Annotated in this window: 8 protein-coding genes; 2 read left to right on the forward strand and 6 right to left on the reverse strand. The window is 71.8% G+C overall.

The genetic code is table 11. From position 1 onward, the window contains the following. Positions 1 to 29: 29 nt before the first annotated feature. The 3 genes from ACFXKZ_RS36475 to ACFXKZ_RS36485 are packed head-to-tail and all read right to left on the reverse strand — an operon-like array spanning position 30 to position 4,301. Positions 30 to 1,082 carry an isocitrate/isopropylmalate family dehydrogenase gene (locus ACFXKZ_RS36475; RefSeq protein ID WP_380006738.1) on the reverse strand — a complete coding sequence of 351 codons (1,053 nt, stop codon included), beginning with the start codon at positions 1,080 to 1,082 and terminating at the stop codon, positions 30 to 32. Next, complete coding sequence (locus ACFXKZ_RS36480; protein ID WP_380006741.1) at positions 1,079 to 3,064, reverse strand: aconitase family protein; 1,986 nt, start codon at positions 3,062 to 3,064, stop codon at positions 1,079 to 1,081. Before ACFXKZ_RS36480 ends, ACFXKZ_RS36475 begins: the two co-directional genes overlap by 4 nt. After that, a complete protein-coding gene (locus tag ACFXKZ_RS36485) occupies positions 3,048 to 4,301 on the reverse strand; it encodes a LeuA family protein (RefSeq protein ID WP_380006882.1) in 1,254 nt (417 codons plus the stop codon). Before ACFXKZ_RS36485 ends, ACFXKZ_RS36480 begins: the two co-directional genes overlap by 17 nt. A gap of 377 nt (positions 4,302 to 4,678) precedes the next feature. On the opposite strand from ACFXKZ_RS36485, the gene ACFXKZ_RS36490 reads away from it, so the two are divergent. Next, positions 4,679 to 17,677, forward strand: coding sequence for an amino acid adenylation domain-containing protein (locus ACFXKZ_RS36490; RefSeq protein ID WP_380006744.1), 12,999 nt, complete (start codon positions 4,679 to 4,681; stop codon positions 17,675 to 17,677). Positions 17,678 to 17,925: 248 nt separating this feature from the next. Continuing rightward, a complete protein-coding gene (locus tag ACFXKZ_RS36495; protein ID WP_380006749.1) occupies positions 17,926 to 18,774 on the forward strand; it encodes an MBL fold metallo-hydrolase in 849 nt (282 codons plus the stop codon). 18 nt (positions 18,775 to 18,792) lie between these two features. On the opposite strand, the gene ACFXKZ_RS36500 is transcribed toward ACFXKZ_RS36495, so the two are convergent. The 3 genes from ACFXKZ_RS36500 to ACFXKZ_RS36510 form a co-directional block, all read right to left on the reverse strand. After that, the gene (locus ACFXKZ_RS36500; RefSeq protein ID WP_380006752.1) at positions 18,793 to 19,845 is read right to left on the reverse strand and encodes an AraC family transcriptional regulator ligand-binding domain-containing protein; all 1,053 of its coding nucleotides are present in this window, start codon (positions 19,843 to 19,845) and stop codon (positions 18,793 to 18,795) included. Positions 19,846 to 19,939: 94 nt separating this feature from the next. Beyond that, complete coding sequence (locus tag ACFXKZ_RS36505; RefSeq protein WP_380006755.1) at positions 19,940 to 20,449, reverse strand: hypothetical protein; 510 nt, start codon at positions 20,447 to 20,449, stop codon at positions 19,940 to 19,942. 117 nt (positions 20,450 to 20,566) lie between these two features. After that, on the reverse strand, positions 20,567 to 22,867 hold the full coding sequence (locus ACFXKZ_RS36510; RefSeq protein ID WP_380006758.1) for a LuxR C-terminal-related transcriptional regulator: 2,301 nt from the start codon (positions 22,865 to 22,867) through the stop codon (positions 20,567 to 20,569). Positions 22,868 to 22,930: the final 63 nt, after the last annotated feature.

A 22,930-nucleotide genomic window follows, 5' to 3' on the forward strand; every position in this document is an offset into this window, starting at 1 on the left:
GAAGCGGATCGGCGGTCCCGGGGACGCGGTCAGACCTGGGGCTCGGTCCTGTCGTCGGCGAGAGCCTCCTCCAGCCGGGTCATGACGTCCGCCATGAATGTGCCGGTGGTGCCGTGACCGCCCAGGTCCGGGGTGGCGGAGTCGGTCCGCGCCGCGGCGGCCAGTGCCCGGCGCAGCGGCGCCGCCGCCCGGGGGTGGCCGAGATGGTCGAGCATGAGGGCGACCGCCGTCGCCGCGGCATACGGATTCGCGATGCCCCGGCCCGCGATGTCGGGCGCGCTTCCGTGTACCGGCTCGAACAGGGCCCAGCCGGTCTCCGGGCATACGCTCGCGCTCGCGGCGAGCCCGAGTCCGCCCATCAGGGCCGCGCCGATGTCGCTGACGATGTCGCCGAAGAGATTCGAGGCAACGATGCCCTCGTAGGGCGAGGGGTCGCGGACCAGGTGGTAACAGAAGGAGTCGACGTACTCCTCACTGCCCACCAGTGCGGGAAAACCGGCGAGTTCGGCTCGGAAGACCCCCTGCCAGAGGCGACCCGTGTGGGGGACGGCGTTGCTCTTGTGCACCAGGGTGACCCGTTTGCGACCGCTCTCGCTCAGGGTGCGCAGGCAGTAGCGGAGGAACTTCTCCACGGTCTCCCGGGTGTACACGCATTCGTCGATGGCCACGGCCGGGAGCCTCCCGTGCGAGACGGTGCCGCCGACTCCGGCGTACAGGCCCTGGGTGTTCTCCCGGAACAGGGCGATCGCCCGGTCGCTGCCGCGAGGGGTGAAGGGTCGATAGTTGACGTACAGGTCGAGGCCGCGACGAAGGCCCAGCAGAATGTCGCGACCATGTGCCATGTCGGGGATCCTGGGGTCACCCAGGGCGCCGAGGAGGATGGCGGGGTAGTCGGAGGCGAGCAGGTCGAGCGCGTCGGCCGGCAGACCGACCCGCTCGGCCAGCCATCGCTCGGCGCCCCAGTCGAAGATGCGGTACGAGAGGTCCAACCCGAAATGGTCGCTGAGGAGTTCGAGCGCGGGCAGCACGGCCGGGACGACTTCGCCGCCGATTCCGTCCCCGGGGATCACCGCGATCTTCACGTCCGTGCTCCGGTGGCGAGCATGTCCTCCACGGAGCTGAGCCGTCCCGCGATGGCGCTCGCCGCGACCACGTACGGGGAGGCCAGGTAGACCTGCCCGGGCCCGGACCGTCCGGGGAAGTTGCGGTTCTGCGCGCTGACGGTGATTTCGTCGGGCCGCTCCGAGACTCCGGGACCGGCGTTGATGCAGGCGCCGCAGGAGGGCGGCAGGACGGTGACGCCGACCTGCTCGAACAGGTCGAGATAGCCGCGTTCGGCGGCGTGCTTCAACACGGCCTCGCTGCCGACCTGGATGTACGCCCGGACCTCGGCGGGTACCGATCGTCCCCGGTCGCGGGCGAGTTCGAAGACGGCGGCGTACATGTCCATGTCCTCGGCCTTGCCGCCGGTGCAGGAACCGCCGTACACCTTGTCGACGCGGACTTCCTCGCGCACCGACGCGAGCGGGACGGCGTTGCGCGGGTCTCCCGGCAGGGCCACCATGGGCTGGATCGAGCCCAGGTCCACGGTGACGGTCGAATCGAACCGGGCGCCGGGGTCCGAGGACGGTGCGGCGTCGGCGGGACTCGCCGGGGTGCGGCGGGCCAGATGGGCGTGGGTGACGTCGTCGGCTTCGAACAACGCGGTCATGCCCCCGGCCTCCACCGCCATGTTGCACAGGGTGGCGCGTTCGTCCACGCCGATGGACCCCACGCCGGAGCCGGTGAACAGCAGAACCTTGCCCAGGGTCCGGCTCCCCTCGATCCCGGGATGGACCAGCAGGCCGAGCATGACGTCCTTGGCGCACACGCCCGGCCGCAGTGCGCCGTCGAGTTCGACCCGGACGACGGCCGGCACCTTCACCAGGGTCTCGCGGTTGTACCAGGCGTTGGCGATGTCGGTGGCGCCCACCCCGAAGGCCAGCGCGCCGACGGCGCCGGCCGTGCAGGTGTGGCTGTCCGTACCGATGATCACGTCCCCCGGGCGGGCGACGTGCTCCAGGATGTGGTTGTGACAGATCGCCCGGCTGCCACCCCCCTCACGGAGGCCGATGAAGTGCCCGCCGGCGAGTTCCGCGAACTCCCGTTGCCGGACCCCGAGATCCTCGACCCGGGCGATGAGCCGGTCGCCGTTCTCCCGGCGCTCGAGGACGGGGGCGGCCAGGGAGAGGTGGTCCTGGAAGAAGTAGCACGTGTCGGGCTGTTCGAGCCGGGCGTGCGGTCCGAACTGTCGGGTGAACATGCCCGCGGCCATGGGGGTGACGTACTCGTGCGAAAACCGGACGTCGGTCGTGACGAAGTACGACTCGCCGACGCGCACCGAGGCGTTCTCGGGAAGCGGGTTGCGCGGTGACAGGGCACGCTGAAGGATCTTCTCCACCACGTTCAGCGGGCGGGCGGGCGCGAAGGCGGGGGTGAGGCCGCAGCCTTGCCGATTGAAGCCGAACAGGCCCCCGAGGTCGACGATGGCGCGCTCGATGGCGTTGGCACGTCGGGTGAACGCCGCGAGCGGCACTTCCTCGCCGTCGAGGAGCGACTCCAACAGGTCGAAGTCGGTGCAGGTGACGATGCCGACGTTGCGGCAATTCTGCTCGTAGATGCGCTCGAAGGACCGGGCGAAGACGACTTCGACGCCGGCGTACTTCTCGGCGTAGACGGCGTGTTCCCGGGAGGAGCCGCAGCCCTTCGCCTCGCCACTGACGATGATTCGGGGCGCGAAGGACTTCAGGGCGCCCTCGGCGACCTTCCTGTCCCGCAGTCCCAGGTAGGCGTAGTCACCGAGCTTCTCGTCGTACCGGTAACAACACCAGCCCGGGATGATCTCGTCGGTGGAGATGTTGTCCATGAGCGGCGCGCGCAGCAGTTCGGCGACGCCGGGCGCCGCATCACCCGACAACTGGGCGGCCACGACATCGGTGTCCTCGGTCAGGACGAGGACGTTGCCGCGCAGGCGGATCCGGCGCTCCTCGGACCCGTCGTCCCGGGGGTCACTCCGCTGTTGCAATGATCCGCCCTATCTGTTCGTCGGTGAGGGGACCCCGATGGGCCCTGGAGCCGTCCAGGATCTTCTTGAGGAGGGACGCGTCGGTGCTGTCGTAGCCGTGGACGGTCAGCCAGTAGCGGACGTTGTTGGTGCCCGACGCCCGATCGATCAGCACTTCCTGTTCGCGGCCCAGGTAAGCGGCCGGGACGCTGGAGTACACGCTGTCCTTGACGAGTGTGTCGCCCTTCAGGTGTGCCTTGAGGATCGCGGAGGCGTGCACACCGGCGCTGGTCTTGAAGACGTCCCGGCCCAGCGCGGGGTAGTTCTGCGGGATGTCCACGTCGAGCACGTCCGCCGCGTACTCGCCGTACCGCCTGAGCGCCTTCAGGTCGTATGTTCCGTGTCCGTCGAGATGGCTGTTGACGATGAGCTGGTCCAGGGAGGCGTTGCCCGCGCGCTCTCCGATGCCCAGGATGGTGCCGTGCACCCGGGTGCAGCCCAGGGCCAGCGCCGTCAGGGAGTTGGCGAGGGCGAGCCCCCGGTCGTTGTGACCGTGCCACTCCAGGTCGACGGATCGTTGCCGGTTCCGGAAGTACCGGGAGGTCCAGTGGAGCAGCGCGGCCGTACCCTCCGGGCGGGCCGCTCCGACGGTGTCGCACAGGGTCAGCCGGGTGACTCCGGAATCGATCGCGGCGTCGTAGACCTGGCCGAGGACCTCCGGGGTACACCGCACCGCGTCCTCCAGAACCAGGACGAAGTCCACCTCGCCGTCGACGCAGGCCGCGGCGGAATCGACGATGTTGCGTTGGATGCCGGCGATGCTCCAGTCCTCGACGTACTGCCGGATGGGGCTCACCCCGACGAAGACGTAGGCGTCCACCGCGGTCTCGGCCCGCGCCGCGATCTCCCGGATCGCGGCGATGTCCGCGGGGTGGGTGCGGCCGGCGTAACCCGGGACGATCGGGTGCCCGGAAGTGACGATGTGCCGCGCCAGAGCCACACATTCACGGAGTGCTTCCGGATCGGACCCGGGGAAACCCAGGTCGGCGGATCGCACCCCGACACGAGCCATGTGGTCGACCAGGGTCCGTTTCCGATCCAACGAAGGATTTCTGATGTGGGGTGCCTGCACTCCATCGCGGAGGGTTTCGTCGAAGAACGTTCCGGAGTACGCCGCAGGGTGCGGTGCGGCGTCGACGACCATGGTGTTCCAGTTGAACCAGATGTCAGGGCTCGGATTCCCGCTCCGGCCGGTCATGCCGTTCAATTCGACCTCCTTTTCGACGGGGTGGGATCTTTGGCGGGACCGGGGTGGACACCAAGGGCGCCGGAGTATGCACCGTGACAGGATCCGGGACGCCCCTCCGGGGAATCAATGGTTCGAGACGCGCCGGCAATTACCCCGTCGGAGATGATGCGGACGGACCGCATCCGCTTTTCCGGATCTGTCCTGTCGACAGGACAAAAGATTCCACGGTGAAAGATGTGCCTGCGACGCGAGCCGCGTTGCGTCGAATTCGCTTTCTCGCATCATGTTCCCAGGGGATCGGCCGGTCGGTGGAGCCGAGTTCCGGAACGGAGGATTCCGAATTCGGGGAATCATTCCGACGCGTCTTTACGAGGGGGCCGAATCCGGTGCGTTCCATTGGCGTTTCACAAGCGCAGGAGAGCCTGTGGCTGGCTCAGAAGATCACGCCGGATGTGCCGAACATCCCCGCGTGCAGATGGCTTGTCGCAGGCGACGTCGACGTGGAGCTGCTGCGCGCCGCGCTGCGCGTCGTCTTCCACGAATACAGCGCCGCACGGGTGAACTTCCGACAGTTCGGAGACGAACTGAGGCAGGTGCTCCGCGAGGGCGACACGGACACTTGGACGCCCGCCTTCCACGACGCGAGCGCTGCCGCCGACCCCGAATCGGCGGCCCACGCATGGGCCGAGGCCATCGAGCGAGAGCCGTTCGACCTGGAAAACGACCTCCTGTTCCGGGCCGGGGTCGTCCGCGTGTCGAAGTCTCGCCACCTGGTGTTCCTCGCCGCCCATCACACCGTCGCCGACGGCTACACGTTGACCCGGCTCCTGCCACTTCGCATCGCGGAGTGCTACCGGGCCCTGAAGCACGACACGCCGATACCGGAGCGCTCCCACGGCGGACCGGAGCTGATCCGCCAGGAAGACCTCCGCTACCGGAACTCTCCGCAGTTCGCCAAGGACGCCGAATTCTGGCGATCGCGTCTGGACGAGGCACCCGAACCGCTACGGCTGCCGGGACAACGCAGCGCCGGCCGCCCCACGGTGCTGCACCACACACTGGCGGTGCCGACACGGGACACGGACGCGTGGTTCGAGGCCGCCGCCTCCATCGACGTGCGGATGCCCGCCTTCCTGACCGCCGCCGCCGCCGTCTTCTTCCGGCACGTGGGCGGGCGTCGGGACTTCACCTTCTCGACGATGGCCCTCGGCCGCACGAAGGCCGCGAGGGACTTCTACGGCTCACAGTCGACCACCCTGCCCTTCCGCGTGCACGCCCCGTTGGCCACGCGGTTCCGAGACTTCGCGCACACGGTCTCCCGCGAGCTGTGGCAGATCGGGCGGCACTCCGCCCACCAGGTCTCCGACATCCGTGCGGAGGCCGGGAGAGCCGATGTGGGGTCGGTCGCCAGTCCCTTCGGAGTCACCCTCAGCATCCTCCCCTTCGTCACCCCGGAGGTCGACTACGCGGGTGCGACCGCGTACGCGCAATCCGGTTTCTCCTGGGGCGCCTTCGACGACCTGCACCTCGCCATCTACTACGACGGCCAGGCCAAGAGCGGCCTGCACATCCGGGTGGACGCCAACAGCACGTTGTACAGCGCGGACGACGTGCGTCGTTTCGCCGACACCATGGTCGCCTGCATCAGCGGCACGGCACGGAACCCGCACGCCGCGATCGGCTCGTTGGACCTGCTGGGGCCGGGTGCGCGCGAACAGGCGCCGGGCATCGCCGACGACACGGCGGCCGAGTTGCCCGAGGTGAGCGTTCCGGAACTGTTGGCACGGGCGGCGGCGGATCCGGACGCGGTCGCGGTGGCCTTCGAGGATCGCCGAGTGAGCTACGCCGAGTTGGAGGTGCGCTCGGACCGGCTCGCCCGGGAGCTGACCGGCCGGGGCATCGGCCCGGAGGCGCTGGTGGGGCTGGCGCTGCCCCGCTCGATCGAGCTGATCGTGGGCATGCTGGCCGTGCTCAAGTCGGGTGCCGCCTACCTGCCGATCGACCCCAGGTACCCCGGCGCGCGTTTGGACCTGATCCTGGCCGACGCGCGGCCCGCACTCGTGCTCACCGACGCGGACACCGCTCCTGCCCTCCCGCGAACCGGGACCCCGCTTCTGCTGTTCGGTGACGTCGACTTCACGAGCGCGGCCCCGGAGCCGGAGCAGGCCCCGGCGCCGGTACGGCCCGCGAACGCCGCGTACGTGATGTACACGTCCGGCTCCACCGGCACGCCCAAGGGCGTGACGCTCACCCACCGCGACATCGTCAACGGCGTGCTGCGCCTGAAGGACGAGGTCGGTATCGACAAGGGCACCCGTACTCTCGCGGGAACCTCCATCGGCTTCGACGTCTCCGTCTTCGAGGTGATCACCACCCTGGCCGCCGGTGGCACGGTCGAGGTCGTCCCGGACGTGCCGACGATCGCCGAGCGCGGCGGCTGGCAGGGTGGGGTGATCAGCACGGTTCCGTCCGTCATGGCCGCGCTGTTGGACCGGTGCGGCGACGGTTTGCAGGCCGATGCCGTCGTTCTGGCGGGCGAGGCACTGCCGGCCGCGCTCGTACGGCGCGTGCGCGAGGCCATTCCCGGCGTACGGGTGGTCAACGCATACGGCCAGACCGAGTCCTTCTACGCCACCACCCACACCGTCGGCGAGGACCGGCCCGAAGCGGTGACCGCGCCGATCGGTGTGCCGCTGGGCAACATGCGCGCCTATGTACTCGGCCCCGGACTGGCGCCCGTACCGCCGGGCCTTCCGGGCGAGTTGTACGTGGCGGGCAACGTCGCGCGCGGCTACCGCGACCGTCCCGGCCCGACCGCCGAGCGCTTCGTCCCCGATCCCTATGGGCCGCCCGGTGGGCGCATGTACCGTACCGGCGACCTTGCCCGGTGGAACGCCGATGGGCAACTGGACTACCTCGGCCGCACCGACGCCCAGGTCAAGATCCGCGGCATCCGGGTCGAGCCCGGCGAGGTCGAGGCCGCCCTGACCGCACACCCGGGTGTCGCACAGGCCGTCGTCGTCGTCGGTGCGAACCCCGCCGGCGAGCGGCAGTTGGTGGGCTACGCGGTGCCCGTCGGCGTCGGCGTCGGCGTCGGCGTCGGCGCCGGCTCGCCCGGCCTCGGCGCCGTGGCCGGCCTCGGCGAGCTGGACCTGGACCTGGTCGGGACCGTGTCGCCGCGGGAGCTGCGCCGATTCGTGGCCGCCAGACTGCCCGAGTTCATGGTGCCGTCGGTGTTCGTGCTGATCGACCGGGTCCCGCTGACCCCGAACGGCAAGCTGGATCACAGGGCCCTGCCCGAGCCGGAGTTCACCGTCGGCGCCTACCGCGCCCCGAGTACTCCCGTCGAGCAGGTGCTCGCCGGGGTGTACGCGGACGTACTCGGCCTGGAACGGGTCGGCGTCGAGGACGACTTCTTCGCCGTCGGCGGCGACAGCATCCGCTCGATCCAGGTCGTCTCGCGAGCCAAGGCACAAGGCGTCGAAGTCACACCCCGGCAGGTCTTCGAATGCCGCACCGTGGCCGAACTCGCCCAGGCGGCCGGCGACGTGCGGCACACGCCGGTGCTCACCGAGTCGGCGGGTGGAGGTGTCGGCTTCGCGCCGCTTCTCCCGGGGGCTCACCACATGCTGCAAGCGGGCGGCGGCCACGGCCGGTTCGCCATGACGACGACCGTCGATCTGCCCGTCGGGATCGACGAGGCCGGTCTGGTCGCGACGCTGGCCGCGGTCGTCGACCGGCACGACGTCCTGCGCTCGACCCTGGTGAACGGCGACGCGGGGCCGGGGCTCGACGTGGCCCCGCCCGGCGCCGTCGACGTGGCGCAGCTCATCCGCCGGGTCCCCGTCGACGGCGCTCGGGGCGAGGACCGGTCCGACCGGGCGCGCAGGGAACCGGACGACGCGGCCGACCGGCCGACCCCGACGGCCGGGGTGATGGCCCGGTTCGTGTGGTTCGACGCGGGCCCGTCGATCGCCGGCCGGCTGAGCATCGTCCTGCACCACCTCGTCGTCGACGACGCCTCCTGGCGCATCCTGCTCCCGGATCTGGCCGCCGCCTGGCAGCAGGTCCGCGACGGCCGTACGCCGCGCCTCGCCGAGGTCGCCACCTCGGTACGCCGCTGGGCGCACGCCCTCACCGAGGAGGCGGCTTCGCCCCGGCGCACCGGCGAACTCGCCCTGTGGCGACGCGTCGTCACGGGACCCGACCCCGACCTGGGCCCGCGCCCCTTCGACCCGGCCCTCGACGTGACGTCCACGGTCCGCCACATACACCTGGAACTGCCCGCACCCCGCACCCGGGCGCTGCTCACCACCCTGCCCACCGCGTTCCGCAGCGGTGTCGACGTCGGCCTGCTCACCGCGCTCGCGCTGGCACTGGCTCGGTGGCGGCAGCGGCGAGGCATCGCCGAGACCTCGCTCCTGCTGCGGGTCGAGGGCCACGGCCGGGAGGAGTCGGCCGTGCCGGGCGCCGATCTGTCCCGCACCGTGGGCCGGCTCACCAGCGTGTTCCCGGTCCGCCTCGACGTGCACGGGGTCGACCTGGACGAAGCGCTCGCGGGCGGGCCGGCCGCCGGAGCCGCCGTCAAGGCCGTCAAGGAACAGCTGGCGGGCATCCCGGACAACGGCATCGGATACGGCCTGCTGCGCCACCTCAACCCCGAGACCGGCGAAGCCCTGCGCCGGTATCCCACCGGGCAGATCGCCTTCACCTACGTGAACTCGCCCGCCGTGGCCGGGAACACGTCCGACGGCCTCGGCTTCACGCCGAGCGCGGGCACCACGGACCTCATTCCCGGGCCCGACCCGGACATGCCCGCGCTCGCCTCGTTGGACATCACCGCGTACGTCGACGCATCGCCCGAGGGCCCCTGCCTCAAGGCCAGGATCGGCTACCCCGAGACCCTGCTGTCCCACCGTGACGTACAGGACGTGACGGACCTGTGGCGCACGGCGCTGGAAGCACTCGCCGACCACGGCAGCCGCCCCGACGCGGGCGGGTCGACCCCGTCCGACACCCCTCTCGTGGACATCGACCAGGCCGAACTGGACGCCTGGCACGCGCGATACGGAAGGCTGATCGACGTCTGGCCGTTGACCCCGATGCAGTCCGGTCTGCTGTTCCACACCATGCTCACCGGCAGCGCGTCCTTCGACGCCTACCACATGCAGCTCACCTTCCACCTGTCCGGCGAGGTGGACCCGGAGCGCATGCGCGCGGCCGGGCAGGCCCTGCTCGACCGGCATCCCAACCTCGGCGCGGCGTACGCCGCGAACAGGTCGGGGGAGTGGCGCCAAGTAGTGCCGCGACGGGTGGAACTGCCTTGGCAGCACCTGGACTTGAGCACATTGGACACGCCACGTCGGGACGCGGAGCTGAAGCGGTTCCTGACCGCCGACCACGGCACGTACTTCGATCCGGCGACGCCGCCGCTGCTGCGGCTTTCCCTGATCAAGTCGGCGGCGGACCGCTGGGAACTGGTCCTGACGGCCCATCACATATTGTTCGACGGCTGGTCCGTGCCGCTCCTGATGAAGGAACTGCCGCGGCTGTACGCGGCAGCGGGCGACGGTACGGCGCTGCCCCCGGTGCGCGGCTACCGCGACTTCCTGTCCTGGCTCGCGCGGCAGGATCGGTGGGCGGCGGCCGACGCCTGGGCCGCGGAACTGGCCGGGATCGAGGAACCGACCCTGCTGGTCCCCGACGCGCCCGCGGACGGGCACAGCGCGGGGATCGGGCTGATCGAGGTGCCGTTGTCGCCGCAGGCGGCGCGTGACCTCGCCCGGACGGCGGCCGAACTGGGGGTCACGGCCGGCACGCTGCTGCATGGCGCCTGGGCGGTACTCCTGGCCGGACTGACCGGGCGTCAGGACGTGGTCTTCGGCACCACCGTCTCCGGAAGGCCGCCCGCGCTTGCCGAGATCGACTCGATGGTGGGCCTGTTCATCAACACGCTGCCGGTGCGCGTCGACTGCGCCCCCGGCCGCACGCCGCGCGACATCCTGACCGGACTGCACCGCCGACAGGGCGCCCTGCTGGACCACCAGCACCACGGTCTCCTCGACATCCAGCAGGACCTCGGCCTGAGCACCCTGTTCGACACGATGGTCGTCCTGGAGTCCTTCCCCGTCGACAGCGCGGCCATCAGCGAGGCGACATCGGCCGCCGGGATGCGGATCACCGGCCTGAGCCCGCTCAGCGGTGTCCACTACCCGATGGCGGTCGTCGCCCTCGCCGAACCGCACCTGCAGGTGGCCGTCCAGTACCAGAACCACCTCTTCGACCGCGAGCGCGCGGCCGACATCGTCGCCGCGTACGCGAGGATCCTGCGCCGTCTCACCGAAGACCTCGACACGCCGGTCGGCGCGATCGACATCGTCACCGACACCGTCCGCGACCGCCTCCTGACCGACTGGAACGACACCGCGACGGCACTGCCGAAGACCACCCTCGACGAGTTGTTCACCGAACGGGCCGCCGAGACCCCGGACGCGGTCGCCGTCGTCGACGGCGAACGGCAGCTCACCTACGCGGAGTTGGAGACCCGCGCCAACCGACTCGCCCGGGTCGTCGCCGCACGAGGGGTGGACCGGGACACACCGGTCGGGCTGGCGCTGCGGCGTTCGGCCGACCTGATCGTCGCCACGCTCGCGATCCTGAAGGCCGGGGGCGCCTACGTGCCCCTCGACCCGGACTACCCGGCCGAACGGCTCACGTTCATGCTGCGCGACGCCGCCCCCGCCCTCGTCCTCACCGACACCCGGCTCGCCGCGGAACTCCCGTCGGACATCCGCCCGTTCCTGATCATCGACGAGCCCGCCGTCGAGCAGGAGATCGCGCGCTCCGCCGATCGTGCCCCGCAGCGGCGGCACCACCGCGACCAACTGGCCTACGTGATGTACACATCCGGCTCCACCGGTACCCCGAAAGGCGTCGCCGTCACGCACCGCGCCGTGGCGAGCCTCGCCCTGGACCGCCGCTTTGCGAACAGCGCGCACGAGCGGATCCTCATGCACTGCGCGCAGGCCTTCGACGCCTCCACCTACGAGATGTGGACCCCGCTGCTGCGCGGCGGCACCCTCGTCCTCGCCCCGCCGGGCCCCCTGGACACCAGCACGTTCGCCGCTCTCGTCGCCGCGCGGGGAGTGACGCTCGCGTGCTTCACCGCCGGGCTGTTCAAGGTGGTGGCCGAAAGCGAGCCCGAGAGCTTCGCGGGCCTGCGCGAGATCCTGGTCGGCGGCGACGTGGTGTCCCCGACCGCCGTGGCCCGGGTCGCCGCCGCCTGCCCCGGCATCCGGATCTTCAACGCGTACGGACCCACCGAGACCACCAGCTTCTCCATCTACCACCCCATCCCCGCCGCCGAAGGTGTGCCCGACCGGCTGCCCATCGGCCGGCCGCGAAGCAACACCCGCGCCTACGTTCTGGACACGGCCCTGCGGCCCGTCCCGCACTCGGTCCCCGGCGAGCTGTATCTCGCGGGCGCCGGCCTGGCCCGCGGCTACCTCGGGCGCGCCGCGCGGTCCGCCCGGTCCTTCGTGGCCTGCCCGTTCGGGCCCCCGGGGGAGCGCATGTACCGTACCGGCGACATTGTCGTGCGTACCCCCGACGGGCGGCTCGACTTCCGCGGCCGCGCCGACTCCCAGGTGAAGATCAACGGCTTCCGCGTCGAACCGGGGGAGGTCGAGGCCGCGCTGAGCGCGCACCCCGGCGTCGCGCAGTCCGCCGTGACGATCGTCGCGGACCGCACCGGCGAGCGTCGCCTGGTCGGGTACGTGGTGCCCGGCGCCGACCTTCCCCCCGCCATCGACCCGGCACAACGGATCCACGACTGGGAGCAGATCTACGACCGGGTCTACGCCAAGGCGCGTGCCCCGTGGGGAGAGGACTTCTCCGGCTGGGAGTCCAGCTACACGGGCCGGCCGATCCCGCCGTCCGACATGCGGGAATGGCGGGCCGCGACGGTGGACCGCATCACCGCGGATGAACCGCGCCGCCTGCTCGAACTCGGGGTCGGCTCGGGCCTGTTGATGTCGTCGATCGTCGGGTGGGTCGACGAGTATTGGGGAACCGACCTGTCCGCCGAGGCCATCGAACGGCTCGCCGACGAGGTCGAGCAGGCCGGGTACGCCGATCGGTGCACGCTGCGCCACCAGGCGGCCGACGACGTGACGGGCCTACCGCACGGCCGCTTCGACGTCGTCGTCCTCAACTCCGTCGCGCAGTACTTCCCCGACGCCGACTACCTGGACCGGGTGCTCACCCAGGCCCTGCCGCTGCTCGCGCCCGGCGGACGGCTCTTCGTCGGCGACGTGCGCAACGCGGCCACGCTGTGGCTGTTCCGCGCCGGTACGCAGCGCGCCCGGCGTCCGGACGACTCCCCGGCGGCGGCCCGCACCGCGATCCGGCGCGCGGTCCTGCTGGAACCGGAACTGGCCCTGGACCCCGAGTGGTTCACCCGCTGGGCCCGGCGACACGGCGTCGCGAGCGTGGACGTCGCGCTCAAGCCCGGCCGGGTCCACAACGAACTCACCCGACACCGCTACGACGTCGTCCTGCGCCCGGATCCGCCCGCCGACGCCCGTGCCCTCGACGACGTTCCGCGCGTGCCGTGGGGCCCGGGGGCAGTGGACCTGAACGACCTGGATCGGCTGTGGCGCACACGTGACGGCGAGGGTGCGCTGGTCGTCACGGGCATCCCCAACGCCCGGCTCGACGGTGAAGCGGCACTGGCGGCGGAACTGGGCTTGACCGGTCCCACGGCCGGGAGCCCGGCCGGCCCCGCCGCCGGGCACCCGGACACCGGCGGCGGGGCCCTGGACCCGCACGACGTGCTCGCCTGGGCGGCCGAGCGCACCGCGACCGCCCGGCTCACCGGGTCGGCGACAGGCGTCGAACGTTTCGACGCCGTACTCCTCCCGCGCGACCACGGGCCCATCGCCCTGTGCCCCGCATCCACCGCCCGCCCCGATCGGGAACTGGCCACCGACCCGTCCGCCGCGTCCCGCATCGGCGTGCTCGTCGGCTCGCTCCGCGGCCGGCTCGGCGAGCGACTGCCCGCCCACCTGATCCCCGCCGCCGTCATCGCCGTCGCCGCACTGCCCCTGACACCCCACGGAAAGCTGGACCGGCGAGCCCTGCCCGTCCCCGACTTCGCACCGACGGCCACCGGGCGGGCCCCGCGCACCCCGCTGGAGGAGCTGCTGTGCGGGCTGTTCGCCGAGGTGCTCGGGCTGGACCGGGTCGGCATCGACGACGACTTCTTCGACCTGGGCGGCCACTCCCTGCTGGCCACACGCCTGGCCGGCAGGGTCCGCTCCGTGCTCGGCATCGAGCTGTCGCTGCGCGTGCTGTTCGCGGCCCCCAAGGTCGTCGAACTCGTGGAACACCTGCCGCACAACGCCCGCACGCGCGCCCCGCTACGGCATGGCGCACCGCGCGGCAAGACGGTTCCGCTCTCCTTCGCGCAGCGCCGCCTGTGGTTCCTGGACAAGTTCGAGGGCGGATCGAGCACCTACCACACGCCGTTCCCGCTGCGCCTGACCGGCCGGCTCGACGCGGCCGCGCTCGCCGAGGCACTGCGCGACGTGGTGCGGCGCCACGAGAGCCTGCGCACCCTGTTCCCCGAGGACGCCGCGGGCGAGCCGCACCAGTACGTCCTGGACGCCGGGAAGGCGACCGTCGACCTGCCCGTCGTCGACGTCGCGCCGCAGGACCTGGACGAGGTGCTGGCCTCGGCGGCGTCGCGCCCCGTCGACCTGGCCACGCAGATCCCGATGCACGCCACGCTCGTGCGCCTCGCCGCCGAGGAACACGTCCTCCTGCTGATGATTCATCACATCGCCGCCGACGGAGAGTCCCTCGCGCCGTTGGCCCGGGACCTGTCCGCCGCCTACACCGCCCGCCTGCGCGGCGAGGCGCCGCGCAGGCGCGAACTGCCCGTACAGTACGTCGACTACACGCTGTGGCAGCGCGAACTGCTCGGCTCCCCCGACGACCCCGACAGCCTCCTGTCCACCCAGATCGACTACTGGAAGGCAGAACTCGCGGGCCTGCCGCAGCCCCTACAGCTGCCCACCGACCGCCCGCGCCCGCTCGTCGCGAGCCACCGGGGCGACGTCGTGGAGTTCGCCATCGACCCGCGCACGGCGACCGCCGTCGAGGAACTGGCCCGCGGCCGCGGGGCCACCGTGTCCATGGTGTGCCAATCCGCGCTCGCCGTCCTGCTGCGCGCGCTGGGCTCCGGTGACGACATCGCCATCGGTTCCCCCATCGCCAACCGCACCGACGACAACCTCGCCGACCTGATCGGCTTCTTCGTCAACACCTGGGTCCTGCGTGCCCGGATGGTGGGCAACCCCGCCTTCCTGGACCTGCTCGATCAGGTGCGCGGCAAGTCGCTGGACGCCTACGACCATCAGGACCTGCCCTTCGAACGCCTGGTGGACGTCGTCAACCCCGAGCGCTCGACGTCCTATTCGCCACTGGTGCAAGTGATGCTCGCCTGGCAGAACTTCACTCGGGAGAACCTCATGCTGCCCGGGCTGCGGGTGGGCCTGGAGCCGCTGCGCAGCCGCGTCGCCAAGTTCGACCTGTGCTTCAACCTCTTCGCCGACGCGGCCGGCCAGGGCATCGTCGGCCGGCTCGAATACGCCACGGACCTGTTCGACCGGGACACCGCCGAACGCCTCGCCGACCGCTTCGTGCGGATCGTGGAACAACTCGTGGCCGATCCCACGCAACGCGTCGGCGCCGTGGACGTACTGGAACCACGGGAGCGACTGCGCCTGAGCGCCTGGTCGCGGGCGGGCGGCCCCGGCGACCCCGTTCCCGACCTGACCCTCGCGCGGGCTTTCGAGGCGACGGCGGCGGCGCACCCGCGGCGGCCCGCGGTCACCGGGGGAGCACGAACGCTCGACTACGCGGAGCTGAACGCCGCCGCGAACCGCCTGGCCCGCCTGCTGCGCGGGCGCGGCGCGGGGCCCGGCCGACTGGTGGCCGTGGCGCTGCCCCGCTCGGCCGAACTGATCGTCGCGCTGGTCGCGGTCCTGAAGACCGGCGCCGCGTACCTGCCGATCGACCCGGGCCACCCCGTCGACCGCAGCGTGTACACGCTCACCGACGCCGGCCCCGAACTCGTGGTCACCGACGCCTCGTTCGCCGAACGATTGCCGACCGGGCCGCCCTGCGTGGTCGTCGGCGGCCCCGGCTCCGACGCGGCGCTCGCCGCGTTGCCGGGCCACGACCTCGACGCGGACGAGCGCGGCACCCACCGCCCCGACGACGCGGCCTACGTCATCTACACCTCGGGCTCCACGGGCCGCCCCAAGGGCGTCCTGGTCACCCACCGCAACGTACTCGCCCTGATGACCCGCACCCGGGACCTGTTCGACTTCGGCGCCGACGACGTGTGGACGATGTTCCACTCGCCCGCCTTCGACTTCTCGGTATGGGAACTGTGGGGGCCACTGCTCCACGGCGGGCGCCTCGTGACGGTCCCGGAGGACATCGTCCGGTCGCCGGACGACTTCCTCGCGCTGCTCGTGCGCGAGGGGGTGACGGTGCTCAATCAGACGCCGTCGGCGTTCCATCAACTCATCCGCGCGGATCGGGAGAATCCCGAGCCCGGTCGCCGATCGGCCCTGCGCACAGTGGTGTTCGGGGGCGAGGCATTGGATCCGGCGCGTCTGGTCGAGTGGTACGAGCGGCACCCCGCCGACGCCCCACGGTTGGTGAACATGTACGGCATCACGGAGACCACCGTGCACGTCACCCACGGCCCGCTCGACCCCGCGCTCGCGCCCGGCGGCGCGGGCAGCGTGATCGGCATCGGCCTGCCCGGACTGGACGTGCGCCTGCTCGACGGGGCACTGCGTGCCGTACCCGCGGGGGTCGTGGGGGAGCTGTACATCGGCGGAGACCAGCTCTCCCGCGGCTATGTGAACCGTCCGGGACCGACGGCGGCACGGTTCGTCGCCGACCCGTACGGGCCGCGCGGCAGCCGCCTCTACCGCTCCGGCGACCTGGCCCGCTGGACGCGGTCGGGACGGCTGGAGTACGTCGGGCGCGGCGACGACCAGATCAAGCTGCGCGGGTTCCGGATCGAACCCGGCGAGGTCGAGGCAGCGCTCCTCGCGCGTGCCGACGTGGCCGAGGCACGCGTCGCCGTGCGCGTCGACGCGGCGGGGGACAAGGCGCTGATCGCCTACGTGGTGCGGGTCGGCTCCGATGCCCTGCCCGAACCGGCCGTGCTGCGCGCCGAGTTGCGCAGGGTACTGCCCGACCACATGGTCCCCGCCGCCTTCGTGTCGCTGGATTCCATCCCGCTGACCGGCAACGGCAAACTCGACCACGCGGCGCTGCCCGCGCCCACACGCATCCTGTCGGGGCCTGCCGCCGCCGGGCCCTCCGGGGCGCTGGAACTGCACGTCGTCCGGGCATGGAGCCGCGTCCTGGACCTCGACCAGGACGGCGTGGGCATCGACGACGACTTCTTCGACGCCGGGGGAGACTCGTTCAAGGCGGTCGCGCTGGCCCGTGCGATCGGCCGGGGGCTGCCCGTGGTCGAGGTCTTCAAGAACCCCACCCCCCGTCGACTGGCCGCATGCCTGGTCTCGACGACGGACGCATCCGGGCTGTTGCACCGCCTGACCCCCGAGCGCGAGGACGGGACGGCCCCCGAGCACACCGTCGTCTGCATCCCGTACGGCGGCGGCAACGCCACCGCCTACCGGGCCCTCGCCCGGGAGCTTCGCGAAAGCGCCGATGTGTGGGCCGTCGAGCTGCCCGGACACGACCCGGTGCGCCCCGACGAGCCACTGCGGCCCTGGGCCGAAACCGCCGAGCTGCTGGCGAAGGAGATCGTACGGACGGTGCGCGGCCCGTACACGCTCTACGGGCACTGCGCGGGCACGCTCCTCGCCGTCCGCGTGGCCCGCCACCTCGAGGACCGCGGCGCCGCGCCCTCGGCGATCGTCCTGGGAGCCGCGATCCCACCGGGCGACGCGGCCGACGACCTGCCGGCGGACGTGGCAGACGTGGCGGACGTGGCGGACGACCAGCTCTACGGCACACTGCACGCGCTGGGCGGCTTCTCGGGAGCCCTGGACGACACGGATCGCCACCGTGTCCTGACCGTCGTACGCCACGACATGGCCGAGGCCATGCGGTTCCACCGCGAGGGCGCCTCCGATCGGGAGCGGCTGCGTACGCCGGTCCGGGCCGTGATGGGCACCGACGACCCGCTCACCGACGGCCACGCGACGCGTTACCGCGCCTGGGAGCGCTACGCCCACGACGTGACGCTGCATGTGATCGACGGCGCGGGCCACTACTTCGTCAAGGACCGCGCGAAGGAGGTGGCCCGCGTGATCAGCGGCGAGTGAGCAGCCCCGGGCCGTGACTTCCCCGACCGGTTGGCGTGTTCCGTCCGCCGGGCGGCGCATCGGGTCCAAGGATGCCCGGTCCGTACGGAGTTAGGTTCGTTCCGCAGCCGGGGAACGTGATCTCGATCCCCGTCGACGTCCCGTCCGAGCGGTGAACGCGGAACACCCCGGCAGACCCGGAAGGCCCGCGCAACGGCCGTGCTGCGAAACGCCCTTCGTCCCGACGTGTCGTCCTCTGGAGATCCACCATGTCCCGTGACACCCACGGTCTGACCATCCACACGCATACGGCCTCGGAAGCCGGCCTGCTCGTCAACTCCTACCTGGTGGAGACCGACGAAGGCGTCGTGGTCGTCGACACCAACCTCCTCAACTCCGAGATCGCCGCACTCGTCGCCAAGGTCGACGCACTCGGCAAGCCGCTCCTGGGCGTCTTCGTCACCCACGCACACCCCGACCACTTCAACGGCGTGCACGCCCTCGTCGACGGCCGCGACGTCCCCGTCTACGCCACCGAAGCCGTCGACCGCGTCATCCGCGACATCTCCGACGCCAAACGCGCCCAATGGGGACCCGTCTACGGCGACGAATGGCCCGCCGTCACCGCCTTCCCCACCGTGCAGTTGAAGGACGGCGACCCCGTCACCCTCGACGGGGTGCGCTACACCGCCCGCGATCTCGGCCCCGCCGAAAGCCACGCGGACAGCGTCTTCCTCGCCCGCGCCGACAACGCCGAGCAGGATGTGGCGTTCATCGGCGACCTGGCCTTCCACGGCACCCACCCCTACACCGCCGACGGCCACGGCGCCCAGTGGCTGGGGGCCCTGGATACCCTCGCCACCGAACTCGCCGACGCCGCCGTACTCCTGCCCGGCCACGGCGCACCGACCGGCGTCGAGGTCCTCGCCGCACAGCGCGACCACCTGCTCTGCTACCGCGCCGAGGTCGCCCGCCTGGCCGACGGGCAGGCGTCCCTCACCGACGAGGCCAAGGAAGAACTCGACCGCGTCATGCGGGAGTACGCGCCGGACGCCCCGCTGTCCTGGATGATCGCCCTCGGCGCCGACGCCGTCGCGGCCGAACTCGCCGCGTCCTGACGGCCGGTTCGGGATATTTCAGCCCAACAGGGGCTGCGCGATGCCCGGCCCGGTCGGGTCGGGCCGGGCCGCCCGCTGCGCCTCGGGGGTCTCGCCCCGCCATCGGCGCATCGCCCGGCGGAGGGTACGCGCGTCCGTGTAGCCCACGCGGGCGGCGATGGCCTGCTGCGGCAGGTCGGTCTCGCGCAGCAGCCTCAGCGCACGTTCCTCGCGGGCGGCGGCGACCTCGCCGCGCCAGGTCGTACCCTGCGCGGACAATCTGCGCTGGAGGCTGCGGCCGCTGATGTGCATGCGGGCGGCGACCTGGTCGAGGGCGACCGCGTCGCCTCGGAACGCGGAGTCCAGGGCCGCGCGGAAGCGCTCCTGCCAGGTCGGCGTGGCACGCGACGTCGCCATGATTTGGTCCGCGCAACCGCGCAGGAACCGGTCGAGGCCGGGTTGGAAGCCGGGCAGCGGACGTCGGACGTCGTCGAGCCGGAACGTCACGGAGTTGGCCGCCGCCTCGAACTCGATGTTCCGCGTACCGAAATGCTCGGCGTGCCGGCGAACCCCGGCCGGGGCACGATGCGCGAGGGTCACCTTCAGCGGGACGAGCGGCGTCTTGGTGGCCTCGCCCGCGCGGCGCAAAAACACGGCCAGCGTCATCAGGTCGAACGCCTCGGCCACATCGGGGACGTCGACCCCGACGGACTGCCGCAGCGTGTAGAGCGAACCATCCTCGATGCCCTCGATCCGGGTGTCCGCGTCGCCGACCACCCTCAGGTACTCCGCGGCGGTGGCGAACGCCGTACGCAGATCGGGGCCGCAGGTGCTCAGGTAGTCCCATATGCCGAACGTGCCGATGTCGGCCGCGTCGGTGAGGCGCAGCGCGACGAAGGGACCGGATCCGGCCACCACCAACTGCTCCCACAACGCGACCGCCGACGCGGTCGGAACGCGTATCAGATCATCGCCGAGGTCCTCCGACGAAAGCCCCGGAAGTTCGTCGAACCGGGCGGAATCCCCGCCTGAGTCGCGCACGAGCGCGCGGAAGAACCGCGCGCAGTGCGCCGAAACCGTCCATTCGTGCACGATCGGCAATCCTAGATGCGGTTTCCGCCCCCCGCTGCGAAAACATGACCGAATTTGTGCCCAGCCGGCATCGGTCTCGGCAGTGGCTCGGCGATCAATCGTCCTCGACTTGCAGGAGCAGCGCGAAGTGTGTGCCGTTCATGCCGGCGACCAGCAGATCGAAGGTGATCGGGGTCAGGCCGTTGCGCCAGGTTTGTTCGCGGTTCGACCACCAGATGGCCTCGGGCCCGAGCGTGGCGACGATCTCGGTGGCCGTCTCGCGTGCGATGTCGGGGTTCATGATGGTCTTCGGGGACCACGCGAGGCTCACCGAGGCGGCCTCGGTCAGCAACTCCACCGCTTCCTCGGGAGTTTCGAGGGGAAAGATCGACCGGTCGATCATCTGCAGATGCCCCATCGACAGGACGGGTCGTCCCTGGGTGTAGTAGGCGAACAGGTCGACGGCTTCCACGTCCACGACTCGTTCGAGGAATGCGCGAATCTCGTCGACGAACTCCGGCATGTCGGGGCCCGGTCGCGCGAATGCCCCCGACGAGGCGAACACCCCGCGCGAGTGGGTCAGTGAAGCGAGGAGCCGATCGAGGCGGCCTGCGATGTCGGACACGGCACCAGTGTGCCTCGCACCGCAGGCGATACCCCCTGCTCCGCGCGAATCGACCCGGCCGGCGCCGGGCGGCGCGGCGGCGACCCGGTCGGACGCCGCCACGCCCGCGCGCCCGGGTCAGTTCCGGGCGCGCGTGGTCAGGTCGGCGCGACCCGTGACACCCAGCTTTCGGTAGACGTGGCGAGCGTGGGTCTTGACGGTGTTCACCGAGATGTACAGATCGACGGCGATCTCCCGGAGCGTCAACTCGCTGCGCAGGTAGCGCAGGACGAGCGTCTCGCGCTCGCTGAGGCGTTCGACGGGATGCCCGGTGGCCGCGACCGCCGCCTCGCTCCCGTCCGCGGTGTTCGCCAACGCGCCGGCGACCCGCTCGCGCAGGTCGGTGAGCCCCAGCGGGTTCGGGCAGCGCGCGAGCCGGGCGTCCGCGTACGCCAGCCGCGCCGCCGCCGCCCGAACCTCGCCGTGTTCCACGTGGGCACCCGCGAGCGTCAGTGCGGCGAACGCCGCCATGGAATGGTCGTTCCCGACGCCGGGCGAGTCGTCCAGGAACGCCGTCAAACGCGCGAACGCCGGTCCGTCGAGCGGGTATTCGAGCAGCGCCGTGAGAATGACGCACTCGGGACGGCTGCGCGCCACCGGCTGCGAGGCGCACTCCAGGAGCAGGCGCTCCGCGTCGTGGGCGTGCCGCTCGGCGGCCTTCCGATCCGCCTGCAACAGCGCGGCCATACCGGCTAGTCCGTGCGCGACGCAGCGAAGATGAGCGGGCAGTGCGGGCCGCGCCGACTCGGCCGCGGTCAGCACGCCGGTGATCTCGGCTCGACAGGAGGCGAGTTCGCCCGCGAGCAGCAGGGAGCGGGACAGGCTGATGCGCGCCATCGCGCCGATCGTGGTCATCTGCTCGGCGCCGCGGCCGACGAACGCGCGGGCCTCGCGCACCGACGCCACCAGGTCACCACGCTCGCGCGTCAGGCACAGTCGCCACGCCTGGTCCAGACCACGGATTCGCCCGCCCGGCGCCCGCCCCTGCACGCGCGCCCACCGATCACGTTCGTCGAAGCGGCCGAGCGTGCACCACAGATGCATCGCGCGATCGCCCAGCCGCAGGGCACCGCGCACCACGTCGTCGGGCAGCGCGGAGAGCCACCGTTCGAGGGTGAACAGGCAGTCGGCGGCCATGAGTTCGTCGTAGACCTCGGTGACCAGGTCGAGCACGAGCGGCCAGTCCGCGGCGCCGAGCGCGTGTTCGATCGCGGTCTCCGGCGCGCCGTGCGCGGCGTACCAGTGCGCGGCGGCGGTGTGCAGACCGCGGGCCCGGGCGCCGCCCAGCGCGGCGAGCCGGCCGAGGAGCGCCTGGCGGAACAGGCGCTGGTAGCGGAAGCCGCCGGCGGGGTCGGGCGACGCGGGCGTGACGAACAGGCCGTCGCGGCGCAGCCGGTCCAGGTGTTCCGCGGCGTCGGAGCCGGGCGGGGAGTCCGGAGCCGGGCTCCCCGCCCGGCCGAACCGGCGTATCGCGTCCGCCACCGCCGGGACCACCGGATCGAGGATTGCCGTGTCGAGGAGGAAATCACGCAGCTCGACGTCGAGTTCGCTCCACATGTGGTCCAGCAGGTAGTCGGACACGGTACGGTCGCCGCGCGTCAACTCGGCGGCCAGCAGGGCCGGATCCGCACCGCTGCCGAGACGCAGCCCGGCGAGGGCGAGCGCCCCGGCCCAGCCGTCGGTGGCCTCGGCCAGCGCGCTCGCCTCGGCCGCGCGCGGCGTCGTACCGGAGAAGGCGCCGAGGAGGTCGCGCGCCTCGTCCGGGGTGAACCGCAGTTCGTGCCAGGTCACCTCGTCCAGCCGCCCGGACAACCGGTAGCGCTCCAGGACGGCCGGCGGCCGAGCACGGGTGACCGGTATCACCGTCACCGCGCCGACGGCGGTGCGGAGCAACAGATCCAGCTGTTCGGCCAGTTGCGGATTGACGATGTGCTCGAACTCGTCCAGGACCAGGGCGACGTCACGCCCGGCCTCGGCGATCCGGTCGGCGAGCGCGGCCGTCCATCCGTCGCTGCCGAGCGGGAAGGCGCCGTGACCCGGATCGGCGCATCCGGCCGCGCGGGCGAGCGCCGCTCCGGCATGCGCCCAAAACCGCGCCGGGTCGTTGTCGCGCCCGTCGAGCGAGTACCAGGCGACCGCCGCGTCGCCACCGGGCCGGGCCTCGCGTTGTTCGGCCCACTCCGCCAACGCCGAGGTCTTGCCGGTCCCGCCGGGACCCAGTACCACGACGACCAGCGACCGGGCGACCGCCGCCTCCACCAGCGCCCGTATCCGCGGTCTGGGCACATGGACCCCGAGCGGACGCGGAACCCGGAGCTTCGCCGCGATGGGCGGCAGGCCGACGCCCGACCCGGCACGCGCGCCCGCAACATGATCCATGGCCCCACGCTAGCCGCTCGGATGACGTGCGCTCGTTTGCGTGGTCCGGATCACGCCGGCCCG

Source organism: Embleya sp. NPDC059237, from assembly GCF_042754105.1.
Taxonomy (GTDB): Bacteria; Actinomycetota; Actinomycetes; order Streptomycetales; family Streptomycetaceae; genus Embleya.

Coding starts and splice junctions, on each gene's coding strand:
- ACFXKZ_RS36485 (WP_380006882.1), bottom strand. CDS start 4,301: ATGACCGGCCGGAGCGGGAATCCGAGCCCTGACATCTGGTTCAACTGG.
- ACFXKZ_RS36495 (WP_380006749.1), top strand. CDS start 17,926: ATGTCCCGTGACACCCACGGTCTGACCATCCACACGCATACGGCCTCG.
- ACFXKZ_RS36510 (WP_380006758.1), bottom strand. CDS start 22,867: ATGGATCATGTTGCGGGCGCGCGTGCCGGGTCGGGCGTCGGCCTGCCG.